Source organism: Pseudooceanicola algae, from assembly GCF_003590145.2.
GTDB lineage: Bacteria > Pseudomonadota > Alphaproteobacteria > Rhodobacterales > Rhodobacteraceae > Pseudooceanicola > Pseudooceanicola algae.
The window spans coordinates 3,645,610-3,661,274 of the sequence record NZ_CP060436.1 but is presented as its reverse complement, the minus strand read 5'-3'; the positions used below and the strand labels follow the sequence as shown (position 1 = coordinate 3,661,274).

At 60.9% G+C, this 15,665-nt stretch carries 21 protein-coding genes and 2 pseudogenes; 15 read left to right on the top strand and 8 right to left on the bottom strand.

Annotated elements, in window-relative coordinates:
* Window positions 1-5: 5 nt before the first annotated feature.
* A complete protein-coding gene (locus PSAL_RS17265; RefSeq protein WP_119838098.1) occupies window positions 6-908 on the top strand; it encodes a LysR family transcriptional regulator in 903 nt (300 codons plus the stop codon).
* 104 nt (window positions 909-1,012) lie between these two features.
* Here PSAL_RS17265 and PSAL_RS17260 read toward each other — a convergent pair whose 3' ends face one another.
* On the bottom strand, window positions 1,013-1,219 hold the full coding sequence (locus PSAL_RS17260; RefSeq protein WP_119838099.1) for a ParD-like family protein: 207 nt from the start codon (window positions 1,217-1,219) through the stop codon (window positions 1,013-1,015).
* Between the two features lie 115 nt (window positions 1,220-1,334).
* Between PSAL_RS17260 and map the strand changes: the two genes are divergently transcribed.
* Window positions 1,335-2,189 (top strand): type I methionyl aminopeptidase, encoded by an 855-nt coding sequence (gene map / locus PSAL_RS17255; RefSeq protein WP_119838100.1) that lies wholly within the window; start codon window positions 1,335-1,337, stop codon window positions 2,187-2,189.
* A gap of 148 nt (window positions 2,190-2,337) precedes the next feature.
* Here the strand turns inward: map and PSAL_RS17250 are convergent, their stop codons facing one another.
* On the bottom strand, window positions 2,338-3,249 hold the full coding sequence (locus PSAL_RS17250; RefSeq protein ID WP_119838101.1) for a jacalin-like lectin: 912 nt from the start codon (window positions 3,247-3,249) through the stop codon (window positions 2,338-2,340).
* 476 nt (window positions 3,250-3,725) lie between these two features.
* On the opposite strand from PSAL_RS17250, the gene PSAL_RS17245 reads away from it, so the two are divergent.
* Both PSAL_RS17245 and PSAL_RS17240 read left to right on the top strand, forming a co-directional pair.
* On the top strand, window positions 3,726-4,223 hold the full coding sequence (locus tag PSAL_RS17245; protein ID WP_231388555.1) for an RNA polymerase sigma factor: 498 nt from the start codon (window positions 3,726-3,728) through the stop codon (window positions 4,221-4,223).
* Window positions 4,220-4,996 (top strand): anti-sigma factor family protein, encoded by a 777-nt coding sequence (locus PSAL_RS17240; protein ID WP_119838103.1) that lies wholly within the window; start codon window positions 4,220-4,222, stop codon window positions 4,994-4,996. Before PSAL_RS17245 ends, PSAL_RS17240 begins: the two co-directional genes overlap by 4 nt.
* Before the next feature lie 131 nt (window positions 4,997-5,127).
* On the opposite strand, the gene PSAL_RS17235 is transcribed toward PSAL_RS17240, so the two are convergent.
* Window positions 5,128-5,814, bottom strand: a complete 687-nt coding sequence (locus tag PSAL_RS17235) for a helix-turn-helix transcriptional regulator (protein ID WP_119838104.1) — start codon at window positions 5,812-5,814, stop codon at window positions 5,128-5,130.
* 64 nt (window positions 5,815-5,878) lie between these two features.
* Between PSAL_RS17235 and PSAL_RS17230 the strand changes: the two genes are divergently transcribed.
* The gene (locus PSAL_RS17230; RefSeq protein ID WP_119838105.1) at window positions 5,879-6,487 is read left to right on the top strand and encodes a glutathione S-transferase family protein; all 609 of its coding nucleotides are present in this window, start codon (window positions 5,879-5,881) and stop codon (window positions 6,485-6,487) included.
* Between the two features lie 264 nt (window positions 6,488-6,751).
* On the opposite strand, the gene PSAL_RS17225 is transcribed toward PSAL_RS17230, so the two are convergent.
* Complete coding sequence (locus PSAL_RS17225; protein WP_119838106.1) at window positions 6,752-7,378, bottom strand: TetR/AcrR family transcriptional regulator; 627 nt, start codon at window positions 7,376-7,378, stop codon at window positions 6,752-6,754.
* Window positions 7,379-7,515: 137 nt separating this feature from the next.
* Between PSAL_RS17225 and PSAL_RS17220 the strand changes: the two genes are divergently transcribed.
* Genes PSAL_RS17220 through PSAL_RS17210 form a run of 3 tightly spaced genes read left to right on the top strand, consistent with a single transcriptional unit; the run spans window position 7,516 to window position 9,077 of the window.
* Window positions 7,516-8,448 (top strand): SDR family NAD(P)-dependent oxidoreductase, encoded by a 933-nt coding sequence (locus PSAL_RS17220; protein WP_119838107.1) that lies wholly within the window; start codon window positions 7,516-7,518, stop codon window positions 8,446-8,448.
* 17 nt (window positions 8,449-8,465) lie between these two features.
* Window positions 8,466-8,744, top strand: a complete 279-nt coding sequence (locus PSAL_RS17215; RefSeq protein ID WP_196222715.1) for a DUF1349 domain-containing protein — start codon at window positions 8,466-8,468, stop codon at window positions 8,742-8,744.
* 6 nt (window positions 8,745-8,750) lie between these two features.
* Window positions 8,751-9,077 carry a DUF1349 domain-containing protein gene (locus PSAL_RS17210; RefSeq protein ID WP_119838109.1) on the top strand — a complete coding sequence of 109 codons (327 nt, stop codon included), beginning with the start codon at window positions 8,751-8,753 and terminating at the stop codon, window positions 9,075-9,077.
* A gap of 154 nt (window positions 9,078-9,231) precedes the next feature.
* Here the strand turns inward: PSAL_RS17210 and PSAL_RS17205 are convergent, their stop codons facing one another.
* Window positions 9,232-10,020, bottom strand: coding sequence for a helix-turn-helix domain-containing protein (locus tag PSAL_RS17205; protein WP_119838110.1), 789 nt, complete (start codon window positions 10,018-10,020; stop codon window positions 9,232-9,234).
* Window positions 10,021-10,154: 134 nt separating this feature from the next.
* On the opposite strand from PSAL_RS17205, the gene PSAL_RS17200 reads away from it, so the two are divergent.
* From PSAL_RS17200 to PSAL_RS17185, 4 genes are all read left to right on the top strand, one after another.
* The gene (locus tag PSAL_RS17200; RefSeq protein ID WP_119838111.1) at window positions 10,155-10,550 is read left to right on the top strand and encodes a hypothetical protein; all 396 of its coding nucleotides are present in this window, start codon (window positions 10,155-10,157) and stop codon (window positions 10,548-10,550) included.
* Window positions 10,551-10,573: 23 nt separating this feature from the next.
* The gene (locus PSAL_RS17195) at window positions 10,574-10,903 is read left to right on the top strand and encodes a DUF1330 domain-containing protein (RefSeq protein ID WP_119838112.1); all 330 of its coding nucleotides are present in this window, start codon (window positions 10,574-10,576) and stop codon (window positions 10,901-10,903) included.
* Between the two features lie 90 nt (window positions 10,904-10,993).
* Window positions 10,994-11,377 carry a YciI family protein gene (locus PSAL_RS17190; RefSeq protein WP_196941876.1) on the top strand — a complete coding sequence of 128 codons (384 nt, stop codon included), beginning with the start codon at window positions 10,994-10,996 and terminating at the stop codon, window positions 11,375-11,377.
* Window positions 11,370-12,653, top strand: coding sequence for an RNA polymerase sigma factor (locus PSAL_RS17185; protein WP_119838114.1), 1,284 nt, complete (start codon window positions 11,370-11,372; stop codon window positions 12,651-12,653). Before PSAL_RS17190 ends, PSAL_RS17185 begins: the two co-directional genes overlap by 8 nt.
* 111 nt (window positions 12,654-12,764) lie before the next feature.
* Here the strand turns inward: PSAL_RS17185 and PSAL_RS17180 are convergent, their stop codons facing one another.
* From PSAL_RS17180 to PSAL_RS17170, 3 genes and pseudogenes are all read right to left on the bottom strand, one after another.
* Window positions 12,765-13,415, bottom strand: a complete 651-nt coding sequence (locus tag PSAL_RS17180) for a hypothetical protein (protein ID WP_147407601.1) — start codon at window positions 13,413-13,415, stop codon at window positions 12,765-12,767.
* Between the two features lie 379 nt (window positions 13,416-13,794).
* Window positions 13,795-14,010, bottom strand: a pseudogene (locus tag PSAL_RS17175) (integrase core domain-containing protein); the annotation flags it as partial.
* A gap of 50 nt (window positions 14,011-14,060) precedes the next feature.
* The gene (locus PSAL_RS17170; protein WP_196941875.1) at window positions 14,061-14,345 is read right to left on the bottom strand and encodes a hypothetical protein; all 285 of its coding nucleotides are present in this window, start codon (window positions 14,343-14,345) and stop codon (window positions 14,061-14,063) included.
* A 404-nt stretch (window positions 14,346-14,749) separates the two neighbouring features.
* Between PSAL_RS17170 and PSAL_RS17165 the strand changes: the two genes are divergently transcribed.
* From PSAL_RS17165 to PSAL_RS17155, 3 genes and pseudogenes are all read left to right on the top strand, one after another.
* Window positions 14,750-15,214: an SRPBCC family protein gene (locus PSAL_RS17165; RefSeq protein ID WP_119838128.1), complete on the top strand. Its 465-nt coding sequence runs from the start codon at window positions 14,750-14,752 to the stop codon at window positions 15,212-15,214.
* A gap of 21 nt (window positions 15,215-15,235) precedes the next feature.
* A complete protein-coding gene (locus PSAL_RS17160; protein ID WP_119838116.1) occupies window positions 15,236-15,433 on the top strand; it encodes a hypothetical protein in 198 nt (65 codons plus the stop codon).
* Window positions 15,385-15,654, top strand: a pseudogene (locus tag PSAL_RS17155) (DDE-type integrase/transposase/recombinase); the annotation flags it as partial. The gene PSAL_RS17160 and the pseudogene PSAL_RS17155, both read left to right, overlap by 49 nt.
* Between the last annotated feature and the right edge of the window lie 11 nt (window positions 15,655-15,665).

Genomic DNA, 15,665 nt, shown 5'->3' with positions numbered 1-15,665 from the left:
GAACAATGGACCGGTTCGACGAGATGCACGTCTTCATCCGCATCGTTGAGACACGCAGCTTTCGCCGCACGGCCGAAACGCTCGGCCTGCCCCGCTCGACCGTGTCCGAGGTCATCAAGCGGATTGAGACCCGGCTGGGCGTGCGTCTGCTCGACCGCACGACGCGGGTCGTGGTGCCGACCCTCGACGGCGAGGCCTGGCATCGACGCTGCCTCGACATCGTAGCGGACGTCGAAACCGCAGAGGCTGCCTTCAAGGGCGGCTCGGTCCGGGGCCGGCTAAGGGTGGATGTCCATGGCACACTGGCGCGGCATTTCCTGTTGCCTGGTCTGCCCGACTTCCTTGCCACGCACCCTGATCTCGACTTCGTTCTGTCCGAAGGCGACCGTCTGGTCGATCTGGTCCGCGAGGGCGTGGATTGCGTGGTGCGCGTGGGCGAACCGGCCGACAGCGACCTGATCGTACGCCGGTTGGGGGCCTTGCCGGAAGCCGTGGTCGCGGCGCCGGAGTATTTCGCCCGGCATGGTATCCCCCAGACGCCCGACGATCTGGACGGCCATCGGATCGTGGCCTTCCTGTCCACCAGCACCGGGGCGCCGCTGGACCTGGCGTTTACCTTCAACGGCAAGGAGGTCACGCGCGCCCTGCCCGCCTCGCTGACGACCACCGGGGCCGAAACGATGGTGGAAGCGGCCCGGCGCGGGCTTGGTCTTGTGCAGGTCCCGCGCTATCACCTTGGTGCCGACATCGCCGCAGGTCGTCTGGTGGAGGTCCTGGCCGACCATGCCCCCGCGCCATCGCCCATTGTCGCGCTCTATCCCCGCGACCGACAGCTTTCGCCCCGCTTGCGTGTGTTCATCGACTGGCTCGCGGACCAACCCTTCGGGAGCCAGCCCTTCGCAGGGTAGCACGCCGCCGGTGGCATCACCCCGGGTGGGGCGCCATCTGGATCCCCGGACAGGATTGGCGACCACTTGACCCACGCTGCGCGCCGACCAGCCCGGCGTCAGGTTCAGGCCGCTTTGATCACCGGGACCTGAACCTCTGCGTTCTTAAGCTGCTGCGCCATGATGTCCGAAAAGGACAAGGTCGGGTTTGCTTCGGCCAGCATGCCGACCTTGATCCAGAATTCGGCCTGCGCATTGATCGAACGGCACATGACCGAGCTGGCCTTGCGCAGTTCCTCGTGCAGGTCGTCCCCGATTTTCACGATGCCCATCGACGGACCTCTCTTTCATCAATATACGAAACATATACGATTCGTATATACGCATAGGCGGCTACCGGTCAATCGACCCCTGCCGCTGCGATGGATACCGGAAAGGAGGCCACAAATGGACAGTTACATAGATGTGCCTGTCGCACCAAGGGCGCAGGACGCCCGCAGAACCGGGGCGATCAAGCTTTACGGACCGGATGCCTTCGAGGGGATGCGCCGCGCGGGCGCCCTGACCGCCAGATGCCTTGACGGTGTCTGTGATCTGGTTCGCGAAGGCAGTGCTTTGGCGCAGATCGATGCCTTCGTGCGCGACTTCGCGGCCGCCCATGACGCGACGCCGGCGACTTTGGGCTATGAGGGATATCAATACGCCTGCTGCACATCGGTCAACCACGTGGTCTGTCACGGTTTTCCCGATCAGAAGAAATTGCGCGACGGGGATATCGTGAATGTCGATGTCACGCTGATCCATGACGGGTGGCATGGCGATTCAAGCCGGATGTATGTGGTCGGCAAGCCGAAGCGCGCGGCCGAACGCCTGATCCAGATCGCGCATGAAGCAATGATGCGCGGGATAAGGGCCGTGCAGCCCGGCGCACGCCTTGGGGATATCGGCCACGCGATCCAGACCTACGCCCAGGCCGAACGCTGTTCCGTGGTCCGCGACTTTTGCGGCCATGGCATCGGGCAGGTCTTTCACGATTCCCCCGATATCCTGAACTTCGGCAGGCCCTGCACAGGGCCTGAACTGAGAGAAGGCATGATCTTCACCGTTGAACCGATGATCAACCTGGGCCGCGCAGATGTGAAAATGCTTGCGGATGACTGGACCGCCGTGACGCGGGACAAGTCCCTTTCGGCACAGTTCGAACATTCGATTGGTGTGACATCGAAGGGTGTCGAGATCTTCACGCTCTCTCCCGCGGGCCTGCACGCGCCCGGGGTCGAGGTTGAAACCCGCCCTGCCTAGCAGAGCGTTGGCGCCCCCGTGGCAACAGGCAGATCAGGGCCTTCGCGCAGGCCGTCATCAGGACCGGCAAGCAGGTGCAAACCCGAACGCAAGACGAACGAAATGGCCACTCAAGGGGTGACCATCACCCCACAAGCGGCCATCCGGATCAGTCGGTCATCCTGAAGTAATCGTACCCGTTGTGCGACGTCTTCTGGCCAGCCATGGCCGGAATGTGCAGGCCAAGCAAACCGGTCATGTCGTAGAGATTCGCGTGATTTGCCAGCGGCTCTGACTGAGACACGGAGACGATTGCAGGCTCGGTCGTCGGGAACATCCAGGCAAGGCCGTCCTGGGATCTGAAGACATCGACCTGCACGATTTCCAGCCCCACCTGCCCGCGCGGCGGTGTGTAGCTCATGGTTTCGGTGCTGGTTTCCTCGGTTTCGACCTGTTCGTTGATCTCGGTCTGCGAGGTCACTTCCAACCCGAACGTCGTGTTCACCTTGGCCGAAAATTCGCCGAATGCATTGGATGCCCCGGCGGAGGTCTCAGTCGAGGTTTCAAAACGGAAGACCGTTTCCATCAACTGCCGGGTGGCCGACAATTTCGACACGCGTTGGGATGTGGAAACTTCGATCCGCTGCCCCTGGGGGATGACGCTCACCACCGCCGAGACGCCCGTTTCGATGAGGTCCGACGCCTTGTAGTTTTCGATGTAGCGAATACGCAACTTGTCGAGTTCTTCACCGCTTTTGCCGCCGATGCCCAGCACGCGAATATCCTTCAGGGTGATGGATTGCTTCCCCCCCGATTGCCCCACGTCCATCGCCCGGCCCCGGCTGGTGGTCAGCTTGATGCGGTGAATGCGGCCACCGCGCCAGATCGTCATCTCGTCGATATATTCGTCCGACTGCATTTCGAAGATCGGGCGCTCTTTCCCCCCGTTGCCTCCATGCCTTTCGCCATTCAGGATGATCGCATCCACGCGTTCCCCCGAGCGAAATCCAATGGAACGTACGGTCTTTTCTTCGAATGATTTGCCGCCGTCACCACCAATTGCGATTGTTTGAATGGACATGATGATTTCCTCTCGTATGCGCTATCGGCAACCTCTGGATTGCCATTTCAATTTCAAACCACACCGCCGTCTTGCGGCCTTGCATAAGAGTTACGCTCAAGGTGTCCGGATTATTCGCATAAATTATTATTTTTAAATATCAATAGATTAAGTGTAAATGGGGGCTGGGCTAAAGGAATATCTTCATGTCCAATGGTCCGTCTCTGCGCCTGGGAAACCATGACATCAATGACGCGAAGTGAATCGACAATTACCTACGCCCGGGGACCCCGTATTATTCCCGCTTTGGCAAAAAAATTTGTTTTTCCGCAGCGTCATGCCTAACCCATCGCGGAGACCTGTGAACGGAAAAGGCTATAATCGCGCGAGTCACCCCTTGCATGCCGCCCCCATACGGGTGCAGCATCTTGTGGATCAATGTGCCGGTGGCGTTTGGGAAACGGTGCGATGACCCGGCTCGAAAAGGTGGTCTGGCAGTGGACATCAAGAGTGACCTGATCGTGATGCTTCCGCGATTGCGGCGATTTGCGCGGTCGCTTACCCGTTCCGAGGTCGAAGCGGATGATCTGGTGCAAGACGCCTGTCTGCGCGCCCTAAGCCGGTCCGACCAATGGGATCCCGCGCAGCCGCTGGATCGCTGGGTCTTTCGCATCATGCGCAATCTCTGGATCAGCGAAATGCGCAAGCGTACCGTGCGAATGGGGCAAGGCCATGTGCCCGCCGAGGAAACCGAGGAGCTGATATCGCTCAGTACCGGCGAAGATGCCATCATGGCGGCCCAGCTGAACAGGCAGATCGCGGCCCTGCCGGAAGGGCTGTCCGCCATTTTGCTCTGCGTGACCGTTGAAGGATACAGCTATGCCGAGGCCGCGCAATTGTTCGACATCCCCCAGGGCACCGTCATGAGCCGCATTCACCGCGCCCGAAAGACACTGGCGGCACAAATAAGCGCACCGGCAGGAGCGGACAGATGAGGGGAACCGAGGAAAAACTGAGCGCCTTCCTGGATGGTGAACTGACCGAGGCCGAGAGGCTTGAGGTCGAAGCGGCTCTGGCCCGGGACCCTGCCCTTCAGGCCGAGTTGGAGACACTGATGGCGGCCGATGCCGGGGCCCGCGATGTGTTTGACGCGATGCTCGAGGACCCCGTACCTTTGGGTTTGGCTGACGCTATTCGCACCGCCCCGGACCCGTCCGCCGAACCGGCGGCGAACAGAAACGGACCGGCCTCAGGATGGCGCTGGGGGGCGGTCGCCGCGGCCTGTTTGCTGATCGGAGCATCGGGGGGCTATTTCACGGGCACCTCTCAAGGGGTCGAGGTCGCTTCGGCGCGTGATTGGCTGACCGACATTGCCGATTACCACCGCGTTTATGCCGCCCAGGACCGTCACCTGGTCGAAGTCCCCGCCGCTGAGGCGCCGCATATCCAAACCTGGCTCACGGCGTCGATTGGCGCAGATGTCGCAATTCCCGACCTGACTTCCCAGGGGCTGACATTCCAGGGCGCGCGCCTGCTGGTGGCCGCAGGCAGGCCGGTTTCCCAGTTGATCTATACTGATGCCGACAACCGCGTCGTTGCCCTATGCCAGATCCAAACCGATGCGCCCCGCCACGCGCTGCTTGAGCAGAGGATGGATGCCTTCGACATGGTGACCTGGGGCGGCAATGGCGCGAATTTCGTGATCATCGGCGATGCGGGGCGCGAGGATTTGCGCGCCGTTGCCGAAGCCGCGCAAATTCAGGTCTAGGCGCCTGCCCTTCAGACCAGCGCCCGTCGCTGGGTTGTGTCGCCAGGTATCCTGCCGGCGATCTGCCACATCAACCGTCTCTTGAAGTACCCGGGCGTGGTCGAAACAGCCCATGGGCTGGTCAAACGACGTTACCCGTTCGCTGGCCGCGCCACGTAGTCACGCAGCAAGGGCACCCGACGCGGCCTGAAGCTGTGCCCGTTGAGACAAGCAGTTTCAATCCCCGAAGCATGAAAGACCCGCCAGTCCTGACGCAGGCAGCACCAGACCAGCACCATCAATGTGCGGTCTGAATAGCTGATGCCCAGGGGCCAGACCTCGCGTTCGGTAACTCGGCCCTTGAGATCCCGATAGCGAACGTTCAACGCCAGTTCCTCCCAGCAGGCGCGACGCAAAAGCGCCATGTCCACGGTGAAATCCACCCGCGCCGGCGGCGTTCGGAAACTGCGCAGCACGGTGTGCATGGCCTGGCGCGACTGCCCGTCGGCAAGTGTGGCGATGATCCGGGCAAGGGCGGAACGACCCGCCATCTCAAGCGCCGCATCGCCTGTGCGGGACAGGTCACCAACGGCGAGGACAAGCGCCTCGATTTCCAGCCGGGAAAAGCTTTGCGGCGGCAGCGCGGGGTCCTCGGTCAGGTTGTACCCGACCCCGGCCTCGCCATCGATAAGGGCACCGCCTGCGCGCAGCGTGGCGATGTCGCGATATAGCTGGCGACGGGACACGCCCGTCTCGGCCGCCAGCCGTGCGGCGGTGACCGGTGCCGGCAGGCGGCGCAGCGCATCCATCAGGCGCATCAGGCGATCGGTTCTGGCCATGCTGACGCAATCTGTCAGCATGCCGAGGCTAAGACAAGGCATGACACACATTGAGGATGCTCCCATGCCGACCCTTTATCATTCCCCCAATTCCCGCTCGACCTCGATCCTTTTGCTGATCGAGGAAATGGGCGTCAGCGACCGGATCGACGTGATCGACGTGTCGATTGCGCGCCAGGATGGCAGCGGTGGCCCCGATGCAGACAACCCGCACCCCGAAAAGAAGGTGCCCTTCCTGACCGACGGCGATGACCATGTGCGGGAACGCGGTGCAATCATCGCCTATCTGACCGACATGTTCCCCGATGCTGGGCTTGGCCGGCCCGTCGGACACCCGCAGCGCGGAAAATTCCTGAGCTGGTTGTTCTATTATCAGGGCGTGATGGAACCGGTGCTGGTCCTCGACTGGGCGGGAATTGAACATCCAGCCCTGCAGGCGACCTTCCGCGACCGCAATGCCCTTGTTGCCCGCCTGGCCGAAGCATTGAAGGATCAGCCCTATCTGTTGGGGCAGGAATACTCGGCGGTTGATCTGTTGCTGTCGAGCCCCTTCCAATGGCTACCGGACGCCGCGCCCGAACAGCCATCCATCCAAGCCTGGATCAAGCGCTGCACGGCCCGGCCTGCCTTCGCCGCCGCCATGGCGCGAGAGAACGCGGCAGCGCCGGCCTAGAGACGGGCGTTTGGCGGGCGGTCGGATAGCCTCTTGAAGCTGTGAAATTTGCTCGCTTGCTGCCAACGCCGTTGATAGCACGAAGAGATCCGTGCCCGTCAGGGCGGTGTCACTGGTTCGCAATGGGGATAATGGCGGAAGGAATGGGCCTGATATCCAACCTTCTCCACCGAAAGGCATTCCCTTCAACTGCGGCTACCGCAAGATACCAAGTCCAGACCCGCTCCGCGCTCATCTTTTTCCAAAGGTCTCGGATCAAATTCTTCAATTTGCCGTTCCCAGCATGTCCAGCATCGAGGGCAGCAAGGTTTCCGATAAAGTTGCAGGGGTATTGAGGTGATGGCCAAGTCCGCCATCAAGGGAAAGCCGGACGTAGCCGTGGACGAGTGACCAACTTGCGATGGTCGGGGCCATCGCCGGATCATCGTGCGGGATGCGCGGTGCATCGGCCCCCCGGATCAGCCGATCGGGGCAGTCGAACGCCCGTGCCTTCTCCTTGAGGAGCCCTTCATCGTCAAGGTCGAGCAGTGGAGCCCGCCACATCAGGTCGAACAGGGCGCGCTGCGCTGTCGCGAAATCGATGTAGGCTGCGGCCTGGGCCATGAGACGGTCGCGGCGACCCTGGCCCGCTGCCTGGTCTGCGCTTTCGAGTTCATCCGCCAGACGCGCAAAAGCGATGGCTGCCAATGTGGTCAACAGACCTTTTGTATCGGTGAAGTGATGTTTGGGGGCCGCCGGCGAAACACCCGCCCGGCGCGCTGTTTCGCGCAGGCTGAACGCCTCGACGCCCTTGTCCGCGAGCACGGCAAGCGCGCTGTCGATCAGGGCCTGCTTCAGATCCCCGTGGTGATAGTCGCGCTTAATCTTGACACTGTTAAAATTTTGATCCATATCCAATCTTAACAGTGTCTGGATTGAAGGCAAGACGCGTTTTCTGCGCCTTGTCTTCAGACGAAGCAGAGACCTGCCCACCAGGCAAAGTGAAGGCCGAAACCCTATATGCTGATTGTTCCCAAAGGATATTCTCAATGACGGACGATCTCTCTCCCTCAAATCCCGGCCGCCGGCTGGCAATAGGCGCTGCCGGTGGACTTGCCGTTGGTGCTGTTGCCGGTTTGGTGGGCGGCGTTGCGGTGGCAGCCAGTGCAACACCGCCAGCATCCGTTGTCATCGACGGATCACGTCGTTTCGATGGCAAGGTGGTCCTGGTCACCGGGGGCACCTCGGGGATTGGCCGCGCCACCGCCATGGCGTTCGCGCTTGAGGGCGCAAAGGTGGCCTTTTGCGGCAGGCGAGAAACTCTCGGAACGGAAGTCGAAGGCGAGATTAGAGAGGCCGGCGGCGAAGCTCTCTATATCCGTGCGGATGTGCGCGAGGATGATCAGGTTGCGGCGCTTGTCCAACAAACCGTCGAGGCATTCGGCGGGCTCGATATCGCGTTCAACAATGCCGGCATCACCCTCGAAAAACCGCTGCACGAGTTTACCGCCGCCGAATGGGACGACATGACAGATACCAACCTGCGCGGTGTTTTCCTTTCCATGAAATACCAAATACCGGTCATGTTGGAACGTGGCGGCGGGACCATCCTCGTCACCTCTTCCTCGGTCGAACACAACACCGCGCCGGGGCGTGGTATCTACACGGCGAGCAAGCGGGGGCTGGTCGGGCTGGTCCGTTCGGCTGCACTGGATTATGCCGAACAAGGGATCCGCATCAATGCAATCGCGCCGGGCACCACTGACACCGCGCTGGTGCGCCGGGTCGGAGGCATGGAGAACGCGCCCGACGCAGTCTGGGCCATCGGTTCGGCGCAATGGGCGCAAGCCAACATGGCGGGCATCAAGCGCATGGCGACTGCAGAGGAGATCGCGGCCTTTGTCGTCGCAATGGCATCGCCGGGATTGACCTATCTCAACGGATCGGTGCTGGGCGTAGACGGCGGAACGGGAACCGGCTGAGAATCAGCCTGCTATGGATGAGGACCGCAATGGACCAATGGCAGTTGAAGACCGGAGAGTTCATCCGTGAACGGAACGGTCGCTTCGCCGTAGATGGCCACGGCTGCTCCATCGCGGCAGTCGCGGGCACTGATCTGTTCCACGATCCCGCCGGGGCCCCACCAGTGGATAATGCGCCCGGCATAAGGTTCGGGCTGGGGCGTGGCCCGGTCCTGTTCTCGGCGTTGGTGAAGCCACAGTTCAGCAAGACCTTCGACGCCGGAACATTCACGGTTCGCACCGCAGCGGGTGCATAGGCGAAATTGGCGTTCGAACAATCGCCTGCAAACCTGTCCACCATCGTGAGCGTGGTGACCAATGACACGTCCGACGACGCCAATGGTCCATCCGTCGATGCCAAAGCCGTTTACTTGCGGGTCTATTGGGACGGAAAAGTGTTCGCCTTCCACCACCACTCGCTCGACGGCAGGCTCTGGAACCTGGCGCGTCTGTTTTCCCTGCCTTTGGGGGCAGGAGAACCAACCGTCGAGATGACTGCCCAATCCCCTGTCGGAGACGATTGCACCGTCGATTTCAGCCAAGTTTCTTGGCAGAAAGCAGTATTGCCGGATCTCCGGGACGGAAGTTGATTGCGGGTGTAGCCCTTGCCGCCCCCGCAGGCCGAAAGCCTCTAAGCCGTTCGCACATTTGATAAACGGACCACCAATGCGGGGATCGTGGCTTGCCCGGGAATCCTTAGAGGGATCCCGGTGAGAACAAATGAGAGATCAGCTCACTGTTCCGTCACGATCCGAGGTCGCGGCGCTCCATGACAGCGGCGGTTTCCGCATCTGCGGGAAAGAATGCCTCGATTGTCACTTCGGCCAGCGTCACATCAACAGCCGTACCAAAAACCGTAGTGCTGCTGATGAAGGACAACGGGCCGGACGCACTCTTCAGCCGAAGCGGGACAGCGATGCTCAGAGCATGCGTGCTTTGCCTCGTGGGTCCGTGGCAGGGGAAGGTCATCAATTCGGACCGCAAAGTCGCCAGACCGGGATCCGCCGTCACCTCGATCTCGTGCCCCAGTCGCGACAACACATGCCCACGCCATTCCGCGAAGTTGATGATACGCGGCGCGAGACCTTCGGGATGCAGGCTCAGCCGCAGGACATTCACGGTCCCTTGCAGAAGATGCGGCGCGACGCCGCTTAACAAAAACGCCACTGCGTCATTGGCAGAGATCAGGTTCCAGTGCCGGTCCACTGCCAGCGCCGGGTGCGGCAAATGCCCGTGCAGAATTTGGTTGATGGCTTGGCGCGCCACCGAAAGCTCTGGCGAATCCAGGGGGCGCTGCGGAAAGACCGGCGCGAAACCAGCCGCGTTCAGGATGACGTTGCGGTCGCGCAAGGGCACGCCAAGGTGTTCAGCCAGTTGCATGACCATGTCCCGGCTCGGCTGTGCACGGCCGGACTCCACGAAACTCAGGTGCCGCTGAGAAACCTCCGCGTTCAATGCAAGCTCGAGCTGACTGAGCCTGCGGCGGTTCCGCCACTGCTTCAATAGTGTCCCGACCGAATTTTGTTGCTCCATGCTGGCGAACCTATCCGGCGACTCGCTCCTCTTCAATTACCTCCGAGATAATCGACGGCCTGCCGCGACCGTGGGATATTTCGCCAATCCCTCAGTCTTTCGCGCCAAGCGAAAGCCATCAAACGGAGCGCGAAATGACCAATTTTCTCAACCGATCCACCTTGAATACAATTCTCTATCTGGATGCGATGACCTGCACGGCCATGGGGGCGCTGCTTGTTCTCGCTTCCGGCCCGATCGGCGGTCTGACGGATATCCCTTCGGCGCTGCTCTTCTGGGCAGGGCTGGTCCTTCTTCCCGTCGCAATCTTCATGGCGATCGCTGCGCGGGGCCCACGGCCAGCGTGGATGTTACGCGTGATCGTCGCGGGGAACGTGCTCTGGGTCGTTGCCAGCTTGGTACTTCCGGCCACCGGTGCCATAGCACCGAACGCGCTCGGCTGGATCTTCATCCTGGCGCAGGCGGTCGTCGTGGCACTGATTGCGGCGGCGGAGTGGTCGGCGCGGAGTCCCGCGGCCGCTGCTGCCTGAACCCAATAGGAAAGGAACCGACCATGACATGCTATGCCATAGGCCACCTGCGCACCGTCGAAATGGGCCCCGAAATCGTCGCTTACCTCAAGGGGATCGATGCCACACTGGCACCCTTTGACGGACGCTTTATCATCCACGGCGGCGGCAAACATCATTTCGAAGGCACGTTCGCAGGCGATCTCATCATCATTGAGTTCCCCGATCTGCGCCAGGCTCAAGGCTGGTACGCCTCCCCTGCCTATCGTGCGATCCTGCCGCTTCGAACAGAGAACGCCGAGGGCGAGGTGTTTCTGATCGAGGGCGTTGGGACTGATCACAAGGCCACCGACATCCTTTCGTCCGCGCCATGAAAGTAGCGCCGCGGCTTGCGAGATCGCCATAAAACACAGAATATCTTTGGACCTCTGTCGGAACGCGCTGGTCTGTTTCGTCCTTGAAACATGGAAGTTTTGAACATGCTCTACACCCTGCTGTGCTACAACGACGAAACCATGACCTCGGCCTGGTCCGAGGCAGAGGATGCCGCTGTCATGGAGCGGCTCGACGTTGTGCATCGCAAATGGGCTGACAACATGAAGCCTGTGGTGCGGCTCATGCCGACATCGGCTGCCACGACCTATCGCAAGGTAGAGAAGCTGATCACGGATGGCCCATACGCAGAGACCAAGGAGCAATTGCTTGGGTTCTACGTGGTCGATGTGCAAACGCTAGAGCAGGCGCATGACATCGTCCGCGATCTGGCCGAGGCCAACCCCGGTGGTGCTTATGAGGTGCGCCCGGTGATGATTTACATCCCAGATGGATCAGGCCCAAAGGATGGATGAGACGCTGCCGCCTGACTGGATGGAGCTGCGGTTAATCGCGGCGCGCCCGCGTGTCGTTGCCGCCCTGCTGCGCTACTTCCGCAACCTCGACCTGGCCGAGGAAGCGTATCAGGAAGCATCGCTCCGGGCCTTGCGCACATGGCCTGTAAACGGCCCTCCGCGCGATGCCGAAGGTTGGCTGATCATGGTAGGCCGTAATGCGGCGCTGGATCATCTGCGCAAGCAGGCCCGCATGCAGGAACTGCCAAGCGAAGAGCGGATTTCCGATTTGGATGATCGCGAGGCCGACCTAGTTGAGCGGCTCGATGCCGCCGATTACCGTGATGACATCCTGCGCCTTCTGTTCATTTGCTGCCACCCGGACCTGCCTGCGACGCAGCAGGTGGCGCTAGCCCTGCGGATCGTCTGCGGCGTCTCGGTCAGGGATATCGCCCGCGCGTTTTTGGTGAACGAACGCGCGATGGAGCAGCGCATAACCCGCGCCAAGGCGCGGGTCGCCGCTGCGGCGGTGGAATTCGAAACCCCTGGCCCCGTTGAGCGCGCCGAAAGGTTCGCCATCGTGGCTGCGATGGTCTATCTGGTCTTCAACGAAGGCTATACCGATGCCGATACCAACAGCGAGCGCGCCCGCCTTTGCACCGAGGGCATCCGCCTTGCCCGGCTGATGCTGGGTCTCTTTCCAGCCGAGCCGGAGATGATGGGCCTGCTGGCGCTCATGCTCCTTCAGCACGCGCGGCGACATGCCCGCATCGGGCCGGACGGCACGCCGGTGCGTCTGGAGGATCAGGATCGCACCCTCTGGGATCGCAAGGCCATCGCCGAGGCGCTCGTCATGCTCGACAAGGCGATGCGGCACCGTCGGCCCGGCCCCTATCAGATCCAGGCCGCCATCGCCGCCTTGCACGCCCGCGCCGGAGCGGCGGACGCGACGGATTGGGCAGAGATCAACCAGCTCTACATCGCGCTTGAACGCCACGCGCCTTCGCCCGTGGTGACGCTGAACCGCTCGGTTGCCTTGGCCAGGGTTGAAGGCGCAGCGGCTGCGCTCGCATTGATCGAGCCGCTGGCCGATGCGCTGGATGGCTATTTCTATTTCCACGGCGTGCGCGGGCACTTCCTCGAAGAACTCGGCCAGCCGCAGGGCGCGCGCGACGCCTATGGACGGGCCATCGCCCTGGCCAGCACCGCCGCCGAAGCCATTCACATCCGCGCGCAGTTGGATCGTCTGGCCGGGTCGGCACAGGCGGCCACGCCGGCCAACGAATTTGGGGGGTGACCGTGGCAGTCAGCTTTGCGGATTTTTCGGACCTTAGTTCTTCTACAATGAAAGTCCGCTTTTTGAACCAACGGGCCATTAGGGCATGATATTCGTGCCGTTGACCGTCTGCTAACTATCAAGCTCCTTGCTGAAGCCATCCCAGTCCATGTCAAGTTCATCAGTAATAAAATCCGCTTCACCATCTAGGTGCGTCAGCCGCAAATTTGCAAAGCGGACCCCTTCCGGACCGTCAATACCTTGATAATTCAGTTTGTAGAGCTGCATCTCCAAACGCTTAAAGAGTGCCCTGCAAGCATCATAAATGCTCTCGGAAATGTACTGCTCCGGTTTGATACTCTCTGCTTCTCGTGGCACTGGATAGCGGCCGTGGTAAGGAACAACGTCAGACAGCAATTCTAGAAGTTGAATCTCGCTCTTATCAAATTGAATAAACTTTAGTCGCTCGGCAAGTTTTGCGAGATCATGTACTTGAAGGTTTTTACTCAGTTTCCCACCCTGCAGTAGCATTGGGTCTTCAGATATGAGAAGCCCCTTAAGAATGTTTTCGAGGCCTAGCCCATACAAGAGAAGTACTGGGCGAGATACTAAAGGACGGCGTGCCTCGGTTGTTGATCCGTCGGCATTTTTGTGGATGTAGGCGACAAACTGGCCTTTTGACTTTCCGAAGATTGCATCGGCGGTGTCGGCCAACTCGCGAGCGTAGGTGTACCAAAATTCTGGTGCAGCTTTCTGGACAAATTTTTCTTTCTGATCGGTCATGGGAGCCAATCTGCAGTACTTACCGTCAAACAACAACTCATATAGCGTCAAACGCGAAACCCGAGTGGCGGGTAGGTTCTTGCTTTTTGGATTTCTGCACCAAGCCCACCAAAACTGACCTTCCTGCATGAAGCAGCATCAGTAACTCTGGGCTCAAAGCAGTCCTCTGCTGCGTCCACAGGTTATGATGCCGAGGCCATCTCTACCGGTCGCATGCCGGTCAGCCGAATCTCCAGCCAACGGATGTAGGCATTCAGGTCCTGATGATCGTTCCGCAGCATTGCCCGATGAACTCGGCCAGCCCCAGAGCGCGCGCGACGCTATGGGCGCGCCATCGCCCTGATGTACCGGTCCACGGTTTTGAGACGGAGGACTGGGGTTAAGCGGCATTTTGCATATTCACGGTTTGATCTCGTCTGATTGCTGTGGGCGGTCGGTGGCCGTGACGTTCGATCAGCCATTGCTCGTTGTAGGTGCGCTGGAACTCGAGCAGGGCCTGGCGGAGGTCCTCGTTCGTGTCAAACCAGCGGACCCAGAGCAGGTTTTCCTTCAATGTCCTGATGAACCGCTCGGCGCAGCCGTGTCCCTCAGGCGCTCAGATCGGCGGCGGTGGCGCCGATTTCGCGGCTGACCACCTCCAGATCTTCACCACGCAGAACCCGCAGTAACGGCCTCCTGCTTCCTCTTTGCCGACATGCGCCGCTGACGCGGCGCGGCGGGCTTGCCGTCGCCATCGGTGACAATCTCATAGTCAGACATAAGCACGTGCTTAGTCGAACTCGAGACCGCGCGGTAGTCGGCGAGCATGCCCATGGCCGCATGCAACGCGACCGCCTTTGCCCGATCGGACGAACCTTCCAAAGTCTCGGGCTGATAGCTTTTGCCGAAGCCCGGAAGGTCAGCGCAGACTACCGTGAACCGCTCCGCCAACAGAGGCGCGACCTGCCACTATGTCGTGTGCGTCCTCGGGTGGCCGTGCAGGAGCAGGAGGGGAAACCCGGAACCGACGAGGCGCACGCGGATGGTCCCAGACGAGGCCTCCAGATGCTCTGCGACTACGCCCTGAAAGAAGTCGCTCAACGGTCGCGCCTCCACCTTATACTATCGATAATTTGTATGTGGCTATGTCGCGACGGGTAGTCGAGGCATGATTTGAAAATGGCCACGAAGGGCTCGAAGCAGGACCTATGTGCGGTCAACCTCTACCGAGCCACTCCCGGTCTCGCCCATACATGCAGCAAAAATATTCGAGAAAAAGTCCTGAGCGATGTCGGGAGGGACGATTGCCAGACGTCCTTTGATTAGTGACCACACAAATTGATTGGAACCACACCATGACCAACCACCTGCATGACCTCGTCCTTTCCCGCACCATGGCCGCCAGCAGCGCCGCGCTCTGGCGCTGCTGGACGGAACCCCAACTGCTGGAACGATGGTTCTGCCCCAAGCCCTGGTTCGTGACCGATGCGCGCATCGACCTGACCCCCGGCGGCGAATTCGCCTGCACGATGAATGGGCCGGGCGGCGAAAAATTCCCGAGCCTCGGCGTCGTCCTCGCTGCCGAACCGGGCAAGCGCCTCGTCACGACCGACGCCTTCAAGCCCGGCTGGATCCCGTCCGACCGCGCGTTCCTGACAACGGAGATCACCCTGGAAGATCAGGGCGACGGCACCACGCTTTATACCGCAACGGCGCGCCACTGGTCCGACGAGGCCAAGCAGGAGCACGAGGCCATGGGTTTCCACGAAGGATGGGGTGCGGCGGGGGTCCAGTTGGAAGCCTTGGCGCAGACGCTGTGATGCGTGGGAAAGGAGAAAATGATGCTTAATATTCACGCCCCCAGCACAGGCTGGGCCCTGACCGGGATCTTCGCCCTTTTCATTGCGGGCGCTTCGGTCACGCCGAAGCTGCTGCTCATGCCAGAGGCCACCGAGACGCTGGAGGCACTGGGTTGGTCGGCCGATGACACCCTGATGATCGGGTCGATCGAACTTGCCTGCCTTGTGCTCTACCTCTGAGCGACTTCACCTACGTCGCAACCTGGGCCGGCTTCGTCTACGTGGCCTTCGTGATCGTCACATTTGCCAACCACATCGTTGGTTGGCGGGTGTCAGGGTCGGCCAAGACGGACTTCGTTCTGGATGCGTTGGAGCAGGCGCTCTACAAACGACGCTCCGATGGGGGCGGCAGCCTGGTGCTTCACAGCGATCGCGGGTCCCAATACGTCTCCAGCCTGTACGATCTGAGCTT